The sequence below is a fragment of the Arthrobacter sp. B0316-5-4 genome (assembly GCF_059090325.1).
In genome coordinates this window covers 402,788-421,066 of sequence record NZ_JBNHFN010000005.1, presented here as the reverse complement: position 1 = coordinate 421,066, position 18,279 = coordinate 402,788, and the positions used below count along the sequence as shown (strand labels likewise).

General features: G+C 63.5%; 20 protein-coding genes. 9 read left to right on the top strand and 11 right to left on the bottom strand.

From position 1 onward, the window contains the following. Window positions 1-2: 2 nt before the first annotated feature. Complete coding sequence (locus tag AC5RU9_RS17620) at window positions 3-608, bottom strand: TetR/AcrR family transcriptional regulator (protein ID WP_211710747.1); 606 nt, start codon at window positions 606-608, stop codon at window positions 3-5. Between the two features lie 96 nt (window positions 609-704). Here AC5RU9_RS17620 and AC5RU9_RS17615 point away from each other — a divergent pair, with 96 nt between their 5' ends. Together AC5RU9_RS17615 and AC5RU9_RS17610 are read left to right on the top strand one after the other, a co-directional pair. Then, the gene (locus AC5RU9_RS17615) at window positions 705-1,271 is read left to right on the top strand and encodes an NAD(P)H-dependent oxidoreductase (RefSeq protein WP_235521117.1); all 567 of its coding nucleotides are present in this window, start codon (window positions 705-707) and stop codon (window positions 1,269-1,271) included. 160 nt (window positions 1,272-1,431) lie between these two features. Continuing rightward, window positions 1,432-2,286, top strand: coding sequence for a GerMN domain-containing protein (locus AC5RU9_RS17610; RefSeq protein ID WP_494017436.1), 855 nt, complete (start codon window positions 1,432-1,434; stop codon window positions 2,284-2,286). An 87-nt stretch (window positions 2,287-2,373) separates the two neighbouring features. Here AC5RU9_RS17610 and AC5RU9_RS17605 read toward each other — a convergent pair whose 3' ends face one another. The 3 genes from AC5RU9_RS17605 to AC5RU9_RS17595 form a co-directional block, all read right to left on the bottom strand. Beyond that, window positions 2,374-2,913, bottom strand: a complete 540-nt coding sequence (locus tag AC5RU9_RS17605; protein ID WP_494017435.1) for a hypothetical protein — start codon at window positions 2,911-2,913, stop codon at window positions 2,374-2,376. Further along, window positions 2,894-3,943 (bottom strand): hypothetical protein, encoded by a 1,050-nt coding sequence (locus tag AC5RU9_RS17600; RefSeq protein ID WP_494017434.1) that lies wholly within the window; start codon window positions 3,941-3,943, stop codon window positions 2,894-2,896. The genes AC5RU9_RS17605 and AC5RU9_RS17600 overlap by 20 nt, the downstream gene beginning before the upstream one ends. A gap of 95 nt (window positions 3,944-4,038) precedes the next feature. Then, a complete protein-coding gene (locus tag AC5RU9_RS17595) occupies window positions 4,039-4,887 on the bottom strand; it encodes an isocitrate lyase/PEP mutase family protein (RefSeq protein WP_494017433.1) in 849 nt (282 codons plus the stop codon). A gap of 110 nt (window positions 4,888-4,997) precedes the next feature. Between AC5RU9_RS17595 and AC5RU9_RS17590 the strand changes: the two genes are divergently transcribed. The 3 genes from AC5RU9_RS17590 to AC5RU9_RS17580 all read left to right on the top strand — a co-directional run bounded on the left by AC5RU9_RS17590 (window position 4,998) and on the right by AC5RU9_RS17580 (window position 7,212). Continuing rightward, window positions 4,998-6,305 carry an aminotransferase-like domain-containing protein gene (locus AC5RU9_RS17590; RefSeq protein ID WP_494017432.1) on the top strand — a complete coding sequence of 436 codons (1,308 nt, stop codon included), beginning with the start codon at window positions 4,998-5,000 and terminating at the stop codon, window positions 6,303-6,305. After that, on the top strand, window positions 6,302-6,730 hold the full coding sequence (locus AC5RU9_RS17585; protein ID WP_211710752.1) for a universal stress protein: 429 nt from the start codon (window positions 6,302-6,304) through the stop codon (window positions 6,728-6,730). Before AC5RU9_RS17590 ends, AC5RU9_RS17585 begins: the two co-directional genes overlap by 4 nt. Window positions 6,731-6,900: 170 nt before the next feature. Then, window positions 6,901-7,212, top strand: coding sequence for a hypothetical protein (locus AC5RU9_RS17580; RefSeq protein ID WP_494017545.1), 312 nt, complete (start codon window positions 6,901-6,903; stop codon window positions 7,210-7,212). 17 nt (window positions 7,213-7,229) lie between these two features. Here the strand turns inward: AC5RU9_RS17580 and AC5RU9_RS17575 are convergent, their stop codons facing one another. The 5 genes from AC5RU9_RS17575 to AC5RU9_RS17555 form a co-directional block, all read right to left on the bottom strand. Further along, window positions 7,230-7,835 (bottom strand): phosphatase PAP2 family protein, encoded by a 606-nt coding sequence (locus AC5RU9_RS17575; RefSeq protein WP_494017544.1) that lies wholly within the window; start codon window positions 7,833-7,835, stop codon window positions 7,230-7,232. Between the two features lie 79 nt (window positions 7,836-7,914). Beyond that, entirely contained in the window at window positions 7,915-9,504 is a 1,590-nt protein-coding gene (locus AC5RU9_RS17570; protein ID WP_494017431.1) for a dihydrolipoamide acetyltransferase family protein, read from the bottom strand. 55 nt (window positions 9,505-9,559) lie between these two features. Next, entirely contained in the window at window positions 9,560-10,540 is a 981-nt protein-coding gene (locus tag AC5RU9_RS17565) for an alpha-ketoacid dehydrogenase subunit beta (protein ID WP_494017430.1), read from the bottom strand. Next, the gene (gene pdhA / locus AC5RU9_RS17560; RefSeq protein WP_211710758.1) at window positions 10,540-11,733 is read right to left on the bottom strand and encodes a pyruvate dehydrogenase (acetyl-transferring) E1 component subunit alpha; all 1,194 of its coding nucleotides are present in this window, start codon (window positions 11,731-11,733) and stop codon (window positions 10,540-10,542) included. Before pdhA ends, AC5RU9_RS17565 begins: the two co-directional genes overlap by 1 nt. Before the next feature lie 151 nt (window positions 11,734-11,884). Continuing rightward, complete coding sequence (locus AC5RU9_RS17555) at window positions 11,885-13,003, bottom strand: histidinol-phosphate transaminase (RefSeq protein WP_494017429.1); 1,119 nt, start codon at window positions 13,001-13,003, stop codon at window positions 11,885-11,887. Window positions 13,004-13,075: 72 nt separating this feature from the next. On the opposite strand from AC5RU9_RS17555, the gene AC5RU9_RS17550 reads away from it, so the two are divergent. Further along, on the top strand, window positions 13,076-13,504 hold the full coding sequence (locus tag AC5RU9_RS17550; protein WP_494017428.1) for a phage holin family protein: 429 nt from the start codon (window positions 13,076-13,078) through the stop codon (window positions 13,502-13,504). Window positions 13,505-13,515: 11 nt separating this feature from the next. Here AC5RU9_RS17550 and AC5RU9_RS17545 read toward each other — a convergent pair whose 3' ends face one another. Next, the gene (locus tag AC5RU9_RS17545; RefSeq protein ID WP_494017427.1) at window positions 13,516-14,769 is read right to left on the bottom strand and encodes a hypothetical protein; all 1,254 of its coding nucleotides are present in this window, start codon (window positions 14,767-14,769) and stop codon (window positions 13,516-13,518) included. A gap of 95 nt (window positions 14,770-14,864) precedes the next feature. Next, on the bottom strand, window positions 14,865-15,176 hold the full coding sequence (locus AC5RU9_RS17540; protein WP_494017426.1) for a hypothetical protein: 312 nt from the start codon (window positions 15,174-15,176) through the stop codon (window positions 14,865-14,867). Window positions 15,177-15,343: 167 nt separating this feature from the next. Here AC5RU9_RS17540 and purB point away from each other — a divergent pair, with 167 nt between their 5' ends. The 3 genes from purB (at window position 15,344) to AC5RU9_RS17525 (ending at window position 18,266) form a co-directional block, all read left to right on the top strand. After that, complete coding sequence (purB, locus tag AC5RU9_RS17535) at window positions 15,344-16,750, top strand: adenylosuccinate lyase (protein ID WP_494017425.1); 1,407 nt, start codon at window positions 15,344-15,346, stop codon at window positions 16,748-16,750. Between the two features lie 236 nt (window positions 16,751-16,986). After that, on the top strand, window positions 16,987-17,643 hold the full coding sequence (locus tag AC5RU9_RS17530) for a histidine phosphatase family protein (RefSeq protein ID WP_494017424.1): 657 nt from the start codon (window positions 16,987-16,989) through the stop codon (window positions 17,641-17,643). A 119-nt stretch (window positions 17,644-17,762) separates the two neighbouring features. Next, window positions 17,763-18,266 carry a GNAT family N-acetyltransferase gene (locus tag AC5RU9_RS17525; RefSeq protein WP_211710764.1) on the top strand — a complete coding sequence of 168 codons (504 nt, stop codon included), beginning with the start codon at window positions 17,763-17,765 and terminating at the stop codon, window positions 18,264-18,266. Window positions 18,267-18,279 lie beyond the last annotated feature (13 nt).

The window sequence follows — 18,279 nt, the reverse complement described above, 5'->3', positions numbered from 1 at the left end:
GCTCAGGCGGTGCGCATCAAACGGGCCACCACATCGCGCCACGAATCAGTGAGTCGCTTGGGGGAAATCCCACGGACGCGGACGTCGTCGACAATCCGCTCAGGGTCCAGTGCGTAGGTCAGGGACATGGCCATGACCCAGGGGTCGGCAATGCCGGCCTCCCGCAGCAGAACCTCCATATGCCGATGCGAGAGCTTCGTCGCGGGGACATCGAACCTGTTCCGGGTGGCAGCACCGGCCGCCTTCAGCAGTTCGCCGTTTTCGAGGACAAAGTAGATGCGGCCCTCGCCGAATGCCGTGAGGCGGTCCGCCGGAGATGCCCCGGGGCCCAGGGGTGGCGGCCCGAACATGAAGGCACGCTGGAAGTCGGACTCCGCGTCGCTCAGCAGGGTCATCATGAGCCCCGCGCGATTGCCGAAACGGCGGAAGACTGTCCCCTTGCCCACCTTCGCCTTGCAGGCCAGCGCGTCCATGGTTAGCGCCTCAGCCCCGAACTCGTCCACCAACTCGCGCGCAGCGCTGAGAAGCCGTTCACGGTTCCGCGCCGCGTCGCTGCGCTCATGCGGGGAACCGAGAGGCAGATCCGGCTGGAGGGGGATGAAGCTCACAAGAAATATTCTAGACCCGGGAATAGAAAGCGGACCGTGGTCCGTTTAGTATCGATGAAGGCATCAACGCTTACATCGCTTCCCAAAGGAGACACCATGTCCAAGAGCACCGTTCTTACCCTCGTCGGCAGCCTCCGCGCCGATTCCCACAACAAGAAGCTCGCCGAGGCCATCCAGCTGAACGCGCCGGAGAACGTGGACGTACAGATCCACGACTCCCTGGGCAACATCCCCTTCTACAACGAAGACATCGACGTCGAAGGCCAGGTTCCCGCCGAAGCCGCCGCACTGCGCGCAGCCGCAGCCGACGCCGACACCATCCTGCTGGTCACCCCCGAGCACAACGGCACCGTTCCCGCCTCCCTGAAGAACGCCATTGACTGGCTGTCCCGCCCGTTCGGCGCCGGCGCCCTGTCCGGCAAGCCGACCGCCGTCGTCGGAACCGCCTTTGGCCAGTACGGTGGCGTGTGGGCACAGGACGAGGCCCGCAAGGCTGTCGGCATCGCCGGCGCCAAGGTCCTCGAAGACGTCAAGCTCGCAGTCCCGGGTTCCATGATCCGCTTCGCAGAACTGCACCCGAAGGACGACGCCGAGATCGTCGAGCAGATCAAGGGCATCTTCGAGCCGCTGACAGCTGCCCAGGACGAAGAAGCAGCCGCCTAGTCTTTTCGCTTTCGATGCCCCCGTGCCGCAATTTGCGGGGCGGGGGCATTCGCATGCCCGGGACTGCGAATGATCCGGCAGGCGTGACCAACTCTTGTCCGAACCGTCACCGTAACGGCATGTTGTGAACTGCCCGGCGGCCCTAACGTTGGACATACAGGTGGACGGACAGGAGCGCGGGGCTGTCATGCATGCCGGACGGGGACTCACGAGTACGACGACGATCGCCGCTGCCTGCGTGGCGTTGGGTCTGTGGCTGGCTGGCTGCACAACGGTTCCCGACACCCACCCCCAGCAAAGTACCGCGCCGCTGCCCACGGTCTCCGTGACACCGCCCGCCAGACTGGCCAGCCCTCCAGCGTCGGCTTCCGGTTCCCTGGCCTCACCTGCCCCTTCGGTTATGTCGGTTCCCGGCACTCCTTCAGTTGCCGTCCCCACCGCACCGCCCACTCAGGCCACCACCACTCCCCCATCACCCGCCAGCCCTGCCAGCAGTCCCGCGCCCGTCCCGACTGGGCCGGGGTCCGCCGTCGAGCCTTCCGCTGGCCCGGCAACCTCGCCGGCCACCGCGCTCCCCACAAACCGCGCCGCTCTGATCCCGGACGTCGCCGACACTTTGGGACCTGCGGTCTACTACGTGGCAATAGACGACGGCGGCTCCCGCGGCGTGCGGTTCGGCTGCAACGACAGCCTGGTTCCGGTCCGCGGAGTAACCATTCCCGGCGACCCGCTGTCCGTGGCACTGGGACGGCTGTTGGAAGGTGGCATGCCGGTGGACGGTGACGCAGGCCTTTACGACGCACTCGCAGGCTCATCGCTGCGTTATCTGTCCGGCTACATGAGTGGCTCAACCGTCGTGGTGAACCTCAGCGGATCGCTGCGGCCCGGAGGCGTCTGCGACATTCCCCGCATCCAAGCGCAACTGACGCACACCGCTGTCGCGGCCAGCGGGGCTTCGCGGGCTGAGATCTACGTGAACGGCAGGACACTCACCGAGGCGCTGAGCGTACGGTAGGCAGATGCCTTCTTCTCCGTTGCTCGCCCGCATATGCGTTGCTGCCCGGCGACGGGTTCGCGGGGCGGCGACGGGTTCGAGGGCTAGCTAGGCCGTGGCGATGGCCAACACCCGGCGGAGCGCCCACGCCACCCGCAAAAGGGCAAGGACCGAGGCGAACGCCAGCACAAACACCACAGCCTCAGGAATCCACAGACCGGTGGGCTTATCACCCTCGAGGACCACGGTGACCAGCGCGCCAACCACCAACAGGCCAAGTCCAGGAATGGCGAAAAGGAACACTTCGCCAATCTGGCGACGATGAATGGGTGAGAGTCTTTCCAGCGGCAGCTCCCTTTGCCCTGGGGCAGACTTCTTGCCAAGCACGTTGATCAGCATCGAAACACTGGTCAAGGTCAGGCCGGCCGTCGCCCCCGCCAAGGTTGCCAGGGTTTGGAACAGCGCCCGCCGCGCACCGGCGTCGACGTTTTCCAGCATCAGCGGATGTGCCGCGATCAGGGCTACCCCCAGCCACAGCAACACCGCCGCGGCGGCCCAGAGATAGTCAGCCGTGGGATGCAGCAGAAACCATCGCCAGGCGGTCCGACGAGGGCCTGCGGACTCCACATCAACCCCGTACAAGCTCATGGCCGGCACCGCCCGCTTCTTCTTCAACGTCGGCGGCTTCAACATCCGCGACTTTCACGTTCGCGAGCGCAGCGCGTATAGCGGCCATTCCTCCGCTGACAAGGTCGGGCACGAGCCCTGCGTCCGCCGTGCCCTTGAGGTCCGGCAACGTCCTTGCGAAAAAGGCCTCGTTGTCCCGTGCTTGCTTGTTGAGGATGGCAATGGCTTCCGCCACCGACTTTTGAGGATCGTTGAATACATCCGGGTCCACCTCGATATGCGAGATGAACCGTTCCTTCAGGAGGTCCACCACTTCCCGGTCTCCGGTTAAGGAATCCTTCCCCTCGGCCACCACGTAATCGAAGTGCTCCACTGAACCGGCCCTGCGGAAGAGGTCGATCAGTTGCTGGATCCGTTCGCGGATCCGCTGCTTATCCTCAGCCTTGCCAGACCTGCCGACGCTCAGGGAAATCCGAAACGTCCCCTCATTCACGAGGCGCGATGCACTGTCCAGCACATCAGCCCATTCACCTTCCATGAGCTTCCCGGACAATCGCTCAGCGGGAAGCGCAAACTCGAACCGGCTCACCTCGAGCCGGCCAAGGATTTCCTCGATGTCCTCCCTGACCACCGGTACCAGGTTGGGCTCCAGCCCAAGCATGCCCTCGAGGTACTCCGCCAACCGGGAAGCCCTTGGACCGTTACCACTGGTCAGAACCGCGATGACGTTCCTTTTCAGGAAAGCGAAATACGTCGTCTCCAAAAGGTGGTCGCCGGGCGCCAGGGGAAGTGGTTTGCGCCGCCCAAGAACGTCACCCACACTTGGCAAGTTGGTGTCGCGTACCCGGTCCAGGAGTAGGACGGGATGGGGTGCCAGGGACGCCGCCTGGGCAAGCAGCACCGTGCCGTCCACGCTGGTGAAGTGCCTGTCCGTCCCGGCGTCCTGGGCATTCTTCAAGACCTCGGCAACACGCCGGGCAGGAAACGGCCGGCTGAGCTCGTCACCATTCAGCTGCTCGATCCGCCAGAACTGAACGCTGCGTCGCGCCATGGACCCTCCCCTCGTCTTCCACGGAACCAAAGCTACCGGCGAGGTCTGACATTAAAGCCAGCGGCCGCCGTCGTGCCCCAACAGCTTTTGCGGGCCTAGAGGCTGTACTTGGGTCCCTCCGCGAACAACGCGTCCATTTGGTCGTGGCTGCGCGTCCCGGCCAGGCCGGCCCAGTTCCCGTCACCCAAAATCTCCGTGGCAACCCTGGCCACCTTGGCGTACGCGGCTTTGGCGGTGTTGCCGCCGATGCTGACGCGACGGACGCCGGCGTCGTGCAATTCCAACGGCGACGGCGCCCCGACCCCCGCCAGCGCGTTGAGCGGCGCCGGAATGCGGCTGGACAGCTGGTGCAGGACATGCAAATCCACGACGCCGGGCACGAAGATTCCGTCCGCCCCGGCTGTCAGGTAGGACTCGGCACGGCGCAGGGTTTCTTCGTGGGCAGCATCGTTGAACTGTCCCGATAGGTAAGTGTCGGTGCGGGCATTGATGAACAGGGGGATGCCACGGTCGTCTGCCGTTGCACGAATCAAGGCGATGCGACGGGACTGTTCGTTGATGTCCGTGAGCGGCTCGGCGCCGGAGTCTTCGATGTTGATGCCCACCGCCCCTGCATCCAGAACAGCGTGGACCGTTGCCCGGAGCTCGTCATCCGTACGTCCATAGCCCGTCTCTATATCCGCCGTCACGGGCAGCGTGGTGGCCGCAACCACGCGGCCGAGGGCTGCCATCGCGAGCCCCCACGGCACGTGGTCGCCGTCCCGATACCCCAGGCTCCAGGAGACAGCCGAGCTCGACGTGGCAATGGCCGCAGCACCAGCCTCCTGGACAACCCGGGCAGAAGCCGCGTCCCACACGTTGACCAACACCAAGGGCGCAGGCCCGGCGTCGTGGAGCTTATGGAAGTGTTCGGCTTTGGTCACGGATCCCCGGTGTGCTGTCATAGCTACATTCCAGCCCCTCCCGCCCGCGGCGTAAAGCGCGGCCGAGGAAATTGAAAAGGGATGAAAACATATGTTGCCTAATTAGCAACATCGAGGAGTATCCTTTCACTGTGACCCACGAAACATTGGATGCCGGCGCAACGCTGCCCGCTGAAGCCATCGACGCCATTGAGCGGGCCGCCACGGCCGCCCACCCGCACGAGGAACTGTTCTCCGCGCGGGCCGCCAACATCAAGCAATCCGCAGTCCGCGATGTCTTCGATATCTCGATGCAGCCGGGGCTCGTATCGCTTGCCGGCGGCAACCCGTACCTGCAGTCGCTGCCCCTGGAGCAGCTTGGACAGACCGCAGCCCGCATCATCGCGGAGGAAGGCATGACCGCCCTCCAGTACGGCGGCGGCCAAGGCACCGAGGAACTGCGGGCGCAGATCTGCGACATCATGGCGGCCGAAGGCATCACGAACGCACTACCCGAAAACGTGGTGATCACCGCAGGCTCCCAATCGGCACAGGACGTCGCCACCAAGGTCTTCTGCAACCCCGGCGACGTCGTCCTGGTCGAGAACCCCACCTATGTGGGCGCGCTGAACACGTTCGAGGCGTACCAGGTGCAGGTGGAACCCATCGAAATGGACGACGACGGCCTGATACCGGAGCTTCTCGAGGCCAGGATCGCGGCGCTCCAGGCAGAGGGCAAGAACATCAAGTTCCTCTACACGATCCCCAACTTCAACAATCCCTCCGGGATCACCTTGGCCGAAGCCCGCCGGCAACGCATCGTCGATATATGCCGCAAGTCGAATATCATCGTGCTCGAAGACAACCCCTACGGACTTCTCCGGTTCGACGGCCATCCGATCGCGCCGATGCGTGCAGCAAACCCGGACGACGTCATCTATTTGGGCTCGTTCTCCAAAATCTTCGCCCCCGGCCTGCGCATTGGCTGGGCGCTGGTACCGGCGCACCTCCAGCGCCGCTTCTACCTTGCTTCCGAAGCCGTGACGCTGTGCCCACCCCCGCTGAACCAGATGCTCGTTTCGGCCTACCTCCGCGAGTACGACTGGAAAGGCCAGATCGACACCTACCGGGCTCTGTACGCTGAACGGTGCGAGGCCCTGCTTTCGGCACTGGACACCTACATGCCTTCCGGACTCTCATGGACCCGGCCGGACGGCGGGTTCTTCGTCTGGGTCACCCTGCCGGAAGGGGTAGACACCTATCCACTGCTGGGCAAAGCGATCGACGCCGGCGTTGTCTTCATCCCCGGCGCAGCCTTCTCACCCGCCGACGGACCATCGAACAAGCTGCGGCTCGCCTTCAGCGCCGTGCCCCCGGATACGATAGCCGAAGGCGTCCGCCGCCTGGCACCTGTCCTGGCGGAAGCCATCGAAGCCACCACTGAAGGAGCAGCACAATGACCGGAGTTGTGATTGTAGGAGTAGACGGCAGCGAAACGGCAATGAGGGCGGCAAAGGCAGCCCAACAATTGGCCATCGGCTTGGGTGCGAGCCTGCGCGTCGTGAGTGCCTTCGACAGCAACCGGACAGAAGTCGTGGAGATCGGCACTGACAAGTGGATTGTCTCCGACGCCGCCGAAGCTGAAGCTGTAGCCCGCGACGTGGCAGACCGGCTCAAGGACGAACGCCTTGAGGTGACCTACTCGGCGGCCCGGGGCAAGCCGGGAGAAGCGCTGGTCAAGGAAGCCGAGATGCAGGACGCCCGGCTGATCGTCGTCGGAAACCGCCGCATGCAGGGCCTGGGCCGGGTGCTGGGAAGCGTCGCCAACACCGTTGCCCACACAGCACCCTGCGATGTCTACATAGCCAAGACCGACCAGCCGTAGGCGAGCTGGATCACGCCGCCGGGTGGGGAGCCTCACCCGGCGTTTGGCGTCTTTAAGCCCTGCCTGCCGACTGAACCGTTATAAAATCGAGATGACCCCAATGGCGCGTGCCACCTTCACTTCTCGATTTTCAGGGGATTTTCTTGCTTACCTTGCAGCCGCGCCAACGCGTGGGACATGACATCCTGCTTGCCCGCCACGGCAACAACATCAGCACCATGCGCTTCGACCGCGCCAACGACCGCATCATCGCAATGCTGGACGACGGCACTTGGGACAGCGCGCCCAACATGATCTCCCCCAGCCTCGAGATGCCCGAGACCATCCGCAGCGTTTTCCGCAAGGACTGGCGCTTCCTGTCCGTAGCATGCGTCGCCATGGTCACGGTGGCCGCAGTCGCGATGGGTATCAGCGTGGAAATGGCGAACCACATGTCCACCACGGAACTCCAGGCCCTGCTGGTCAACTACCCGGCGTTCTAGCGGATCCGGGCGTCGTCTTACAGCGGCTGGAGCATCCACTGCCGCAGGAGCCACCACAGGCCCGCGATGACGACGGCACCGAACAACGACCCCGCGACGACCTGCGCCAGCGTGTGCGCGCGCAACACCAAACGGGACCAGCCCACTGCCGGGATCAGCAGGACAAGGGGCAACCACGCGGGTCCGAACATCAAGACGGCGATGACCACTGCCGCGGCCAACGCCGACGCGTGCCCGCTCATCTTCCAAAAAGCGCTGACCAGAGCCAACACAGCGATGCCGACGATCAGCGAAATGATCATCACGGAAACGCTGGCGGGACCGTTCAGCAGCTGCAGCACCAGCAGGCCCGCACCAACCGATATCAAGGTCATCAGCAGCAAGGCCGGCCGTTGGCGCCGGTCGCTGACATGGTGGTCCGTGATCCGGCCCAGCTTGACCATCACCAGAACGTAGGCCAGCGGCAGGATACACACGAAGAATGCCCCGAGCAGGCCAAACCAGATGGTCCCGGGGAATCCCGGTTCCACGGCGGGACTGATCAACAGCAGGACCAGCACAACGACCGGCGGCTGGAAGACCTCTGTGAGCACCCTCGCGACCGTCCGCCACGGCCCCGTCACCAACTGGGGAGGGACGTGACCGGACTCCTCGCCAGGGCTCGTGGCCGTTTGGGTGCCGGTGTCAGCCACACTCTTCCGGTCAGTCAAGCAACAGGGCCGGTTCTTCCAGGATGGCCGCGACATCGGCCATGAAGCGTGCCGAAAGGTCCCCGTCAACCACGCGGTGGTCGAAGGAACCGCCAAGCGTCGTTATCCAGCGCGGAATGACTTCCCCATCCAGGACCCACGGCTTCTGCTTGATGGTTCCGAAGGCGATGATTGCCACTTCACCCGGGTTGATGATGGGCGTGCCGGTATCAATGCCCAACGCGCCGATATTGGTCACCGTCAGGCTTCCGCCCTGCATCTCCGCCGGTTGCGTCTTTCCCGCACGCGCCTTGGTGGCCAGCTCGTTCAGCGCCAGTGCCAGCTCCTTAAGGGACAGGTCCTGGGCGTCCTTGATGTTGGGAACCATGAGCCCACGCGGCGTCGCAGCAGCGATGCCGAGGTTCATGTAGTGCTTCACATGGATCTCAGCGCCGCCGTTGCCGTCAGCGTTCTCCACCCAGGTCGCATTCACGCTGGGGTTGCGGGCAGCGGCCCAGATGACAGCCTTGGCCAGAATGAGGAGCGGCGACACCTTGATGCCTTCGAAATCGCGCGAAACCTTAAGCCGTTTGACGAACTCCATGGTGCGGCTGGCATCCACATCCACGAAAATGCTCACGTGCGGAGCCGAGAATGCCGAATCCACCATGGCTTTGGCGGTGGCCTTGCGCACGCCCTTGACCGCCACCCGTTCGATACGCTGGTCCTGCGGTTTCTTCGATGCACCCCAGAACGAATCGGCCTGATCGTGCTCAGCGTCGCGCTGGGCCTGGTAGCTCACCAGGTCCTCGCGGGTCACCTCTCCGCGTTGCCCGGTTGCGACCACGTCAGCGAGGTCAATGCCCAGGTCACGGGCGAACTTACGGACCGGCGGCTTGGCCAGGACCTTGCTGACCAGACCACTGATGGTCCCGCCGATGGCAGTACCCCGTGAGGCCGCCGGCGTTTGGGTGACCGGAGCTTGGGCGATCGGCGCCGAGGCTGCCGGCACCTGGGTGACGGGTTCGACGACGGCGCGCGCCGGCGTCGTGCGGTGCGGAACCGTCGCTTCGGCTGCTTTGGCGGCCAACAACGCCTGGTTGTCCTGAACGGTACCTTCCGCGTTCTCAGCAACCGTAGCCGCCGGAACCACGGACCCTGCCGGGCGTTTGCGCGCGCGGCGTTTGACGGCGTCGGCCTTGGGTCCGGACCCTACCAACGGACCACCGGCGAGCCCTGATTCCGAACTGTCGTCCGCGGCAAGCTTGCCGTATGTGGGGGTGAAAACTTCCTCCGCAGCCGGGGCTTGTGGAGGTGCTGCCGGTTCGCCCGGCTGGCCTTGGGGTGCGGCTTCGGGTTCAGCGCCTTCCGACACGGCGATAATCGCGGTGCCGACCTCCACCGTGATGCCTTCCTCCACCAGCAGCTCCGTGACGGTACCGGCGAAGGGCGACGGGAGCTCGACGAGGGATTTGGCGGTTTCGATCTCGCACAGGACATCGTTGATCGCAACAGTATCGCCGGGCTTGACCTTCCAAGCCACGACCTCGGCTTCAGTCAGGCCTTCGCCGACGTCCGGCAGGTTGAATTTCTTAACAGTCACAGTGGTCCTCGATTTCCGGTTACCCAGCGGCAAAGCCGGGCTGGATCAGGGCGGTTTAGTAAGCCAGGGAGCGGTCGAGTGCTTCGAGGATCTTGTCGATGTCCGGCAAATAATCCTCTTCCACCTTGGCAACGGGATACGGCATGTGGAATCCACCCACCCGGATCACCGGGGCTTCCAGGTGCAGGAAGGCCCGTTCGCCGATTCGCGCCGCGATCTCGCCACCGATGCCGCCAAAGGTCGGGGCTTCGTGGGCAACAATCAGGCGCCCGGTCTTCTTTACCGAAGCCTCGACGGTATCGAAGTCCAGGGGCGAGATGGAACGAAGGTCAATGACCTCCACGCTTCGACCGTCCTCCGAGGCAGCGTTGGCAGCTGCGAGGGCAACCGGAACCAGTGGACCGTAGGCCACGATCGTGGCGTCGGTACCTTCACGGACCACGTGCGCCTTGAAGGGATCCTCGGACAGGCCAGCGTTCTCCACGTCAACCTCGCCCTTGAGCCAATAGCGGCGCTTGGGTTCAAAGAAGATCACCGGGTCCTGGCACTCGATGGCTTTCTGGATCATCCAGTAGGCGTCGTGGGCGTTGGACGGCGAAATGATCCGCAGGCCGGCGGTGTGGGCGAACAGCGCCTCCGGCGACTCGGAGTGATGTTCAATCGAACCGATGCCGCCACCGTACGGAATGCGGATGACTACGGGAACGGTGAGCTTGCCCAGGCTGCGGGCATGGATCTTGGCCAACTGTGTGGTGATCTGGTTGAACGCCGGATATACGAAACCGTCAAACTGGATCTCGCACACAGGAGAGTAGCCGCGAAGCGCCAAGCCGATGGCGGTACCGACGATGCCGGACTCGGCCAGGGGCGTATCCAGGACGCGTTCATCGCCAAATTCCTTGATGAGACCGTCAGTCACGCGGTAGACCCCACCCAAGTGTCCGATGTCCTCGCCCATCAGAAGCGATTTGGGATTCTTTGTCAGCGATGCGCGGAGGCCTTCGTTGATGGCCTTCGCAATGGTCATGGTAGCCATCAGTTAGCTGTCTCCTCATCGCTTTCGAAGCCCGCCGAGTATTCCTCGAACCAGGCAAGTTCTTCCGCGATCAGCGGGTGCTGCTCGGCGTAGACGTTGGCAAAGGCTTCACGGATGTCCGGTACTTCCAGGCCGTGGGTGGTGCTGCGGACGTACTTGGCCAGCTCATCGCCGTCGGCATCCACTTGGTCAAAGAACGCTTCGTCCGCGAGACCCTCGGCGCGCAGATACTTCTCCAGGCGGTCCAGCGGATCCTTCTCGCGCCAAGCTGCTTCTTCTGCGGATTCCCGGTACTTGGTGGGATCGTCCGCGGTGGTGTGCGCTCCCACCCGATACGTGTAGGCCTCGATCAGCACCGGGCCTCGTCCCTCGCGGGCGTGTTCGAGTGCCCACTCGGTGACGGCATGGACGGCGATGACGTCGTTGCCGTCCACACGGATGCCCGGGAAGCCGTATCCCTTGGCGCGGTTGGCCAGCGGCACCTTGGTCTGGACTTCCGTTGGCACGGAGATGGCCCAATGGTTGTTCTGGCAGAAGAAGACCACCGGGGCGTTGTAGGACGCGGCAAACACCATGGACTCGTGGACGTCACCCTCCGAACTGGCACCGTCGCCGAAGTAGGCGATCACTGCAGCCTTGGAATCGGTGGAGTCCTCCGCAGCAGCCAACTTCTGGTCGCGCTGGATGCCCATGGCGTATCCCACTGCATGAAGGGTTTGCGCGGCGAGCACCAGGGTGTAGAGGTGGAAGTTGTTCTCCCGCGGATCCCAGCCACCGTTCGAAACGCCCCGGAACTGCTTGAGCAGTTCGGCAAGATCCACGTTCCGGACCAGTGCGACGCCGTGCTCGCGGTAGGTCGGGAAGATGTAATCCTGGGGCTGGCTTGCGTGGCCGGACCCAATTTGCGCGGCTTCTTGACCCGTCAGGGGAACCCACAAGGCAAGTTCGCCCTGGCGCTGAAGCGCTGTGGCTTCCTGGTCGAAACGCCGGATCCTGGCCATGTCCGTGTAGAAGACACGGAGTTTCTCTGGATCAATACGCTTGGCGTAGTCGGAGAAAATTGGATCAGAGCCCAGCTTTCCGTCGGGCCCGAGCAACTGAACCATTTCGACTGGTTCGCCTGGCGCGGCCGCTGCCGCGGTGGTCGCCGCGAGAGTTTCTTCCGTCCCGGGGGGCAGTTGTGTCGAGCCCATTCCGTCTCCTTGCTTGCCGTTGGCGGGGCGCCAGGCAATGTCTGTCGCTGGGATATATGCCTGTTCCGGAATGCATTCCGGAACAGGCATACTTTTGGCTTTCGTCCCTTACTTTATCGGCAGTAAGTAACGGAGGCGCATTTGTTAACCGCTAGGAACCGTGCGGAGCCTTTGTATAACTCGCACAGAGATTCAAGAATCGGGTATTGGCCTCAACCTCGCCGATGCTTACCCGGACTCCTTCATTAGCGAAGGCCCGCACCGACAACGCCTGCTCCGCTGCCAACGCCGCGAAATCAGCACTGTTCTCGCCGAGATTCAACCAAATGAAGTTGCCTTGGGCTTCGGGGACAAACCAGCCCAATTCCTTCAGCCCGGCAGAAACGCGGTCGCGCTCCTCCACAAGGCTTTGTACCCTTTCCACAACCTGGTCGAAATGCTCGATCGACGTCACAGCGGCGCGTTCCGCGATTTGCGAAACAGCAAAGGGAGTGGCGGTGACCCGGAGGTGCTGGGTCAGCGAAGGGCCCGAAACGCTGTAGCCCACACGCAATCCAGCCAATCCGTGCGCTTTGGAAAAGGTCCTCAGCACTACGACGTTGGGATATTTCCGGTACAGCTTGATACCGTCCACCGCGTCACCGTTGCGGACGAACTCCTGGTAGGCCTCATCGATGACCACCACCACGTTTGAGGGCACGGATTGGATGAAACGCTCCGTTTCCTCTGCGGTGAGGATCGGGCCGGTGGGGTTGTTCGGAGTGCAGAGAAGGATGACTTTCGTGCGCACAGTGACCGCCGAGGCCATGGTTTCGAGGTCGTGCCGGCCATCTGCCAGCAAGGGTATCTGGACACTGGCAGCGCCGGCGAGACCTACGCAAATGGGGTAGGCCTCAAAGGAACGCCAGGCGTAGATGACCTCGTCCGGCTTTCCGTCGTCGTTTTGTCCGGCAAAGGTGGCGAGGATCTGGTTCAGCGCACCCAGGCTTCCAGCACCCGTGACAACATCGTCAGCGGGGACATTGAGGAATCCTGCCAGTGCGGTGCGAAGCTTTGTGGCCAGCGGATCCGGGTAGCGGTTGATGTCGGACTGGTCGGCAATGGCCTGCAACACTGCAGGAATCGGCGGCAGCGGGTTTTCGTTGGACGACAATTTGTAGCTGGTGAGGCCCTCAATCGGGGCTGGTGGTTTACCTGCCGCGTATTTAGGGAGCCTGTCTACGACCGGACGAGGGAGTACGCCCTCCGGTGCGTTGTCAGTAGTAGTCATGGCTTCAAGCCTACTTGCCCTTCCGCAGGTGATGCCGAGCCCTTTAACAGGTCCATGTGAAAGCATAGGGCCATGGGTTCATTCATCATTCGCGTCCTGATCAACGGGCTTGCCCTCTGGGTGGCTACGTGGTTGCTGGAGGGCATGGACATCACCACCAACGCCACCGAAAGGGCTGCCACGAACGCGGGACTGACCCAAGGGGCAGACACAGCCGGCATCATCCTGGCGTACCTGTTCATCGGGGTGATATTCGGTGTGGTGAACGCCTTTGTCCGCCCCCTGGTAAGGCTGCTGTCCCTCCCGGTGACCATCCTGACGCTTGGTTTGTTCACCATCGTCATCAATGCCGCGATGCTGTACCTGACGGCATGGCTCAGCAGCTTCACCCCAGTACACCTCACCCTGGACTCCTTCTTCTGGACGGCCATCCTGGCCTCAATCATCATCAGCATCATTTCCATGGTTGCCGGGCTCATTCCTGGAGCCAGGAAGCGCTAGGCAGGACGGCATCACCGCGTCCCTGCCGCCGTCTTCGCCTGCCGGACCGTCGGAGGCGCGTCAGCCTTGATGCCCGCCGACGGAGTGGGCACGGGCGCCCTCATCAACTTGTAACGGGTGACCTTGGCTGCCCCGCCAGCCCCAACTACGCCGGCGAACACCGCGGTGGAGGCCATCAGGGAAGGGTCGTGGCTCGCGCCCACAAGGTCCGCTCCTTCCGCGTAGTACTCCTGGTTGTGCCCTGGGCCAAGTCCGAGCCCTTCCCCATCCGGCGTCCTCACCTCGTTGTTGAGCGTCACCGTTACCCTGTCCTTCGTATCGGGATTCATGCGGCCGTCGGTACCGGGAACCCAGTCTTGGGCGTGTTCCAAGTGCAGCGAACTGATTCCTGGTTCAGCGGTGATCCCGCCAACGGGTGCTCCGGCCGTCAGCACAAACTTGAGGTCGAATTCGCTGAGGAACGCTTTGTTCTGGCCAAGGTTCATCGCGTGGATACCTCCCTGGCTGTGCCCTACGGCCACCACTTGATCCCCGGACTCGGCACCAGCCTCGTGGAGCGCCTGGCTTATGGCAGGGATGGTCTCTTCGGAGTCGTAACCCAGCCCCTCACCGATTCCCTGCGTATCGAAAGGATTGGTCTCCGGTGAATCGGGCTGGGTTCCAGGAATCAGGACCATCCATGTTGCCGGGCCGCTGCTCGCCAGGCGAATGACCTCAATCTCCCCGTCCCCTCGGGCGTGGAGCTGCTCCAGCCGACGGAGGCTTGCCCCCATGGTCGGCTCAATGTTCTCCACCGATTCGGCCGTTCTCTCCACGCTCACGGGCCTTGGCCGCATGTCAGAACCAAACGGTGACTCCAGGACACCCCGCACAGCCCCACGTGTGCCAAGCCAGAACGGCACGAGGGCTGTTGCGATATTGCTCGTTACCTCCCGGCCCGGGGGCCAAGGCGGGCTGGACAACCGCATCTCGTCAATGCTGAGAATCCGCGGGAGCGCCGTCTTGGCCTCCGCCTCGACATAGGCCCGGTGGCTGGCCCGCACATCCGAGCTGACTTCCACCAGTTCCTGGCGCACCCGCCCCACTTCTTGACGGCTATCAGCCACCGCATTGATGGCATCGCACCCGGAACCATAGGAGTCGTGGAGGAAGGGCTCCAAGTCATCCTGGACCCGCCGTGCCTCCGCTTCGATCCCAAGGAGCTGTTGGACCAAGTCATCAAGCTGGCTGGCACCCCGAAGCAGTTCCTCAAGTTGGAATGACACCCCTCCCACTCCGCCCCTGATAGCTAGGGGCCCATCTGGAGCCGGCGGCAGGGGCTTGGGCGCTTCACCAGCACCCACTGGAGCTGCGTCAGACATTACGGACCCTTCTCGCCCGAGACGGACACGTTCTGGGAGTGCCGGAGCACCAGGGCTACTGCGGAATCCAACGACTCCCGGGCCCTCATCAGCGCAGATGCGTGCACGGCAAGGGTGGTCCGGTAGGCGCGTCCTGCTGGGGACAGCCAATGGTCCATCTGCGCCCGTCGGAGTGATGCCAGGACGGCGTCTGCCTGATCAACGCATGCCTTGATGCGCCACGCGAGCCTCTGAACTTCATGGCTACGTGACGCACATTCCAGGGGATCGAAGACCGGCGGGTTGGCTGCTGGCATCAAGCCGACGCTCATGTCCATGTACTCCCTTGATTGTTTGGGTGATTGGTTGATACGACGCTACGGAGCGCCATCACCTGACGGAAGCGCCGCCGTCGTGTATGTGGATAACCCGAGGGGCTCTCCACATAGCCCTGTCACCAACTCCCGGCCTCCGCGTCGAGCATGAAAGAATAGGCATCATGGCTGAATCCCCTCGCGTGTCCCTCGCTTCCGAACCCCTCGCCCTTGGCCCCCTTGACGGCCGCTACCGTGCCGCCGTCGCGCCCCTCGTCGACTACCTGTCCGAGGCGGCCCTGAACCGCGATCGCGTTCACGTCGAAGTCGAGTGGCTGATTCACCTGACCAGCCAGTCGGTGCTGCCGGGCGCCGGTCCCCTGTCGGACGAGCAGAACGCCAAGCTGCGTGCCATCGTCAGCGAATTCGACGCCGCATCGGTGAACGAACTTGCCGAAATCGAGGCCGTAACTGTCCACGATGTCAAAGCTGTGGAGTACTACATCGGCCGTCGCCTGCCCGCCATCGGCATCGAGCACCTGACGGCCATGGTGCACTTCGGCTGCACGTCTGAGGACGTGAACAACCTCTCCTACGCTGTGGGCATCAAGGGTGCTGTGGAAAATGTGTGGCTGCCCAACGCCACCGCCCTGGTCCAGCAGGTCGAGGCCATGGCAGAAGCGAACCGCTCGGTGCCCATGCTCTCGCGCACCCACGGCCAGCCAGCCACGCCCACCACGCTCGGCAAGGAACTGGCTGTCATTGCGCACCGCCTGAACCGCCAACTGGCACGCATCGCCAAGACCGAATACCTGGGCAAGATCAACGGCGCTACCGGCACCTACGCCGCCCACGTCGCATCCGTCCCGAGTGCGGACTGGGAAGGCGTCGCCAAGTCCTTCGTGGAAGGCCTTGGCCTCACGTGGAACCCGCTGACCACCCAGATCGAAAGCCACGACTGGCAGGCTGAGCTTTACGCAGACATCGCGCGCTTCAACCGCATCCTGCACAACGTCTGCACGGACATCTGGAGCTACATCTCCATCGGCTACTTCCGCCAGATTCCGGTTGCCGGCGCCACGGGGTCGTCCACCATGCCGCACAAGGTCAACCCGATCCGCTTCGAAAACGCCGAAGCCAACCTGGAAATCTCCAATGGCCTCTTGGACACTTTGGGAGCAACGCTGGTCACTTCCCGCTGGCAGCGCGACCTCACGGACTCCTCCTCCCAGCGCAACATCGGGGTGGCCTTCGGGCACTCGCTGCTCGCGATCTCCAACGTCGCCAAGGGCCTCAAGGCACTCGACGTGGCCGAGGAAGTCCTCGCAGGCGACCTCAACACCAACTGGGAAGTGCTCGGCGAAGCAATCCAGATGGTGATGCGCGCAGAAGCCATTGCTGGAGTTGAAGGCATGGAAAACCCGTATGAGCGCCTCAAGGACCTCACCCGCGGCCAGCGCGTAGACGGAGCCCGCATGCAGGAATTCGTTCAGGGCTTGGGCCTCTCAGCCGACGCGGAAGCCCGCTTGCTGGCGTTGACTCCGGGTAAGTACACCGGCATCGCCGACAAACTCGTGGATCACCTGCAGTAAAACGGAACGCTCGACGACGGCGGGCCGGGGCTGGGTGCCTCGTCCCGCCGTCGGCGTTTAAGCTGGTGAGCGAAGCGTGCTTTCCCGTTGCCTGTCCCAGGCAACCGCAGGGTACCTTGTGGAACGGCGTGTCGGGTTCTCGCCGGGCTGATGCAGCTGATTGGCTTGAAACAACCGGGCAGGGGGCGAAGAGCCTCCACGCCTGAACAGCTACGACGTAAAGGAGCGGAGCGGCCATGAAGCTCCTGTTGATCAGGCACGGACAAACCCCCGGAAACGTTGCGGGCCAATTGGATACCGCTTTTCCTGGACCCGGCCTGACCGAACTTGGGGAGCGACAGGCGGCTGCGTTGCCGGAGGCGCTGGCCGGCGAAGGCATTGAGGCCCTCTACACCTCCACCCTGTTGCGGACCCAGCGGACCGTGGCACCCTTGGCGAAGGCTACTGGCTTGGAGCCGGAGATCCTGGAGGGTGTCCACGAAATCGAGGCCGGCGCACTTGAGAAGAAGACCGACCACGAATCGCACATGCGGTACATGGGCACAGTTTTCGCTTGGACCGACGGCGACCTGGACGTGCGCATGCCGGGTGCTTTCACCGGGCACGACTTCTTTGCCCGATTCGATGCTTCCGTGGAAAAGGTTGCCGCCGCAGGACACTCGACGGCGGTGATCGTCAGCCACGGTGCCGCTATTCGCTGCTGGGCTGGCCGACGGGCCACGGACATCGACACCGTGTTCGCCGAAACCCACCAGCTCCCGAACACCGGAATTGTCGCCCTCGAAGGGGACCCGGAAAACGGCTGGAAGGTTCTTCACTGGGACCAGATCCCGGTGGGCGGTATGGCTTTGGCAGACCAAACAGCAGAGGACCCCACGGGCGAGGCGCTCTAAGACCCGCGGCAGCCAGCATTTCTCCCGACGCTTACGCGCAGGAAACACCACGGTAACCACCGCTCCGTAGGCTTGAGACGCATAGACACCTCCCCGAAACCCGGCGAATTGAGGCACCAATGCAGACCAACCCACGGCTCAACATTCGGCAGGTCACGTGGGCCAACCCCGTGGGCGCAGACCTCCGCGCCGCGCAGCAGGCAGAACTGGACTCCCGTTTCGGAAGCACCGACCATGAGCCCGGACCGCCGCCGTCGGAAGCGGACACTGCGGTCTTCGTTGTGGCCTATGAGAAATGCTCAGGCCAGCCACTGGGATGCGGCGGGCTCAGGATGCTGGACGAGAACACGGCCGAGATCAAGAGGTTGTACGTAGTCCCCTACGCCCGGGGCTCGGGAGTGGCAAGCTCCATCCTGGCAGCCCTCGAAGCCCAGGCCCACTCCCACGGATTCACCGTGATCGCGGCAGAGGCGGGGTCGGCGCAGTCAGATGGGCGGAGCTTCTACGAAAGCGCCGGGTTCGCGGCCGTCCCCAATTTTGGTCCGTATGTGGGCGTCGACGAGTCCTACTGCTACTCCAAGCGGCTTGATTCGCACAGCGCCTCACACACGGCGATGGCCTGAGCGGAACCGCGTA

Excerpts from the sequence above, each read along its gene's own strand:
- AC5RU9_RS17615 (WP_235521117.1), top strand. The coding sequence starts at position 705 with ATGTCCAAGAGCACCGTTCTTACCCTCGTCGGCAGCCTCCGCGCCGAT.
- AC5RU9_RS17605 (WP_494017435.1), bottom strand. The coding sequence starts at position 2,913 with ATGAGCTTGTACGGGGTTGATGTGGAGTCCGCAGGCCCTCGTCGGACC.
- AC5RU9_RS17600 (WP_494017434.1), bottom strand. The coding sequence starts at position 3,943 with ATGGCGCGACGCAGCGTTCAGTTCTGGCGGATCGAGCAGCTGAATGGT.
- AC5RU9_RS17595 (WP_494017433.1), bottom strand. The coding sequence starts at position 4,887 with ATGACAGCACACCGGGGATCCGTGACCAAAGCCGAACACTTCCATAAG.
- AC5RU9_RS17585 (WP_211710752.1), top strand. The coding sequence starts at position 6,302 with ATGACCGGAGTTGTGATTGTAGGAGTAGACGGCAGCGAAACGGCAATG.
- AC5RU9_RS17565 (WP_494017430.1), bottom strand. The coding sequence starts at position 10,540 with ATGGCTACCATGACCATTGCGAAGGCCATCAACGAAGGCCTCCGCGCA.
- pdhA (WP_211710758.1), bottom strand. The coding sequence starts at position 11,733 with ATGGGCTCGACACAACTGCCCCCCGGGACGGAAGAAACTCTCGCGGCG.
- AC5RU9_RS17555 (WP_494017429.1), bottom strand. The coding sequence starts at position 13,003 with ATGACTACTACTGACAACGCACCGGAGGGCGTACTCCCTCGTCCGGTC.
- AC5RU9_RS17550 (WP_494017428.1), top strand. The coding sequence starts at position 13,076 with ATGGGTTCATTCATCATTCGCGTCCTGATCAACGGGCTTGCCCTCTGG.
- AC5RU9_RS17540 (WP_494017426.1), bottom strand. The coding sequence starts at position 15,176 with ATGAGCGTCGGCTTGATGCCAGCAGCCAACCCGCCGGTCTTCGATCCC.
- purB (WP_494017425.1), top strand. The coding sequence starts at position 15,344 with ATGGCTGAATCCCCTCGCGTGTCCCTCGCTTCCGAACCCCTCGCCCTT.
- AC5RU9_RS17530 (WP_494017424.1), top strand. The coding sequence starts at position 16,987 with ATGAAGCTCCTGTTGATCAGGCACGGACAAACCCCCGGAAACGTTGCG.
- AC5RU9_RS17525 (WP_211710764.1), top strand. The coding sequence starts at position 17,763 with ATGCAGACCAACCCACGGCTCAACATTCGGCAGGTCACGTGGGCCAAC.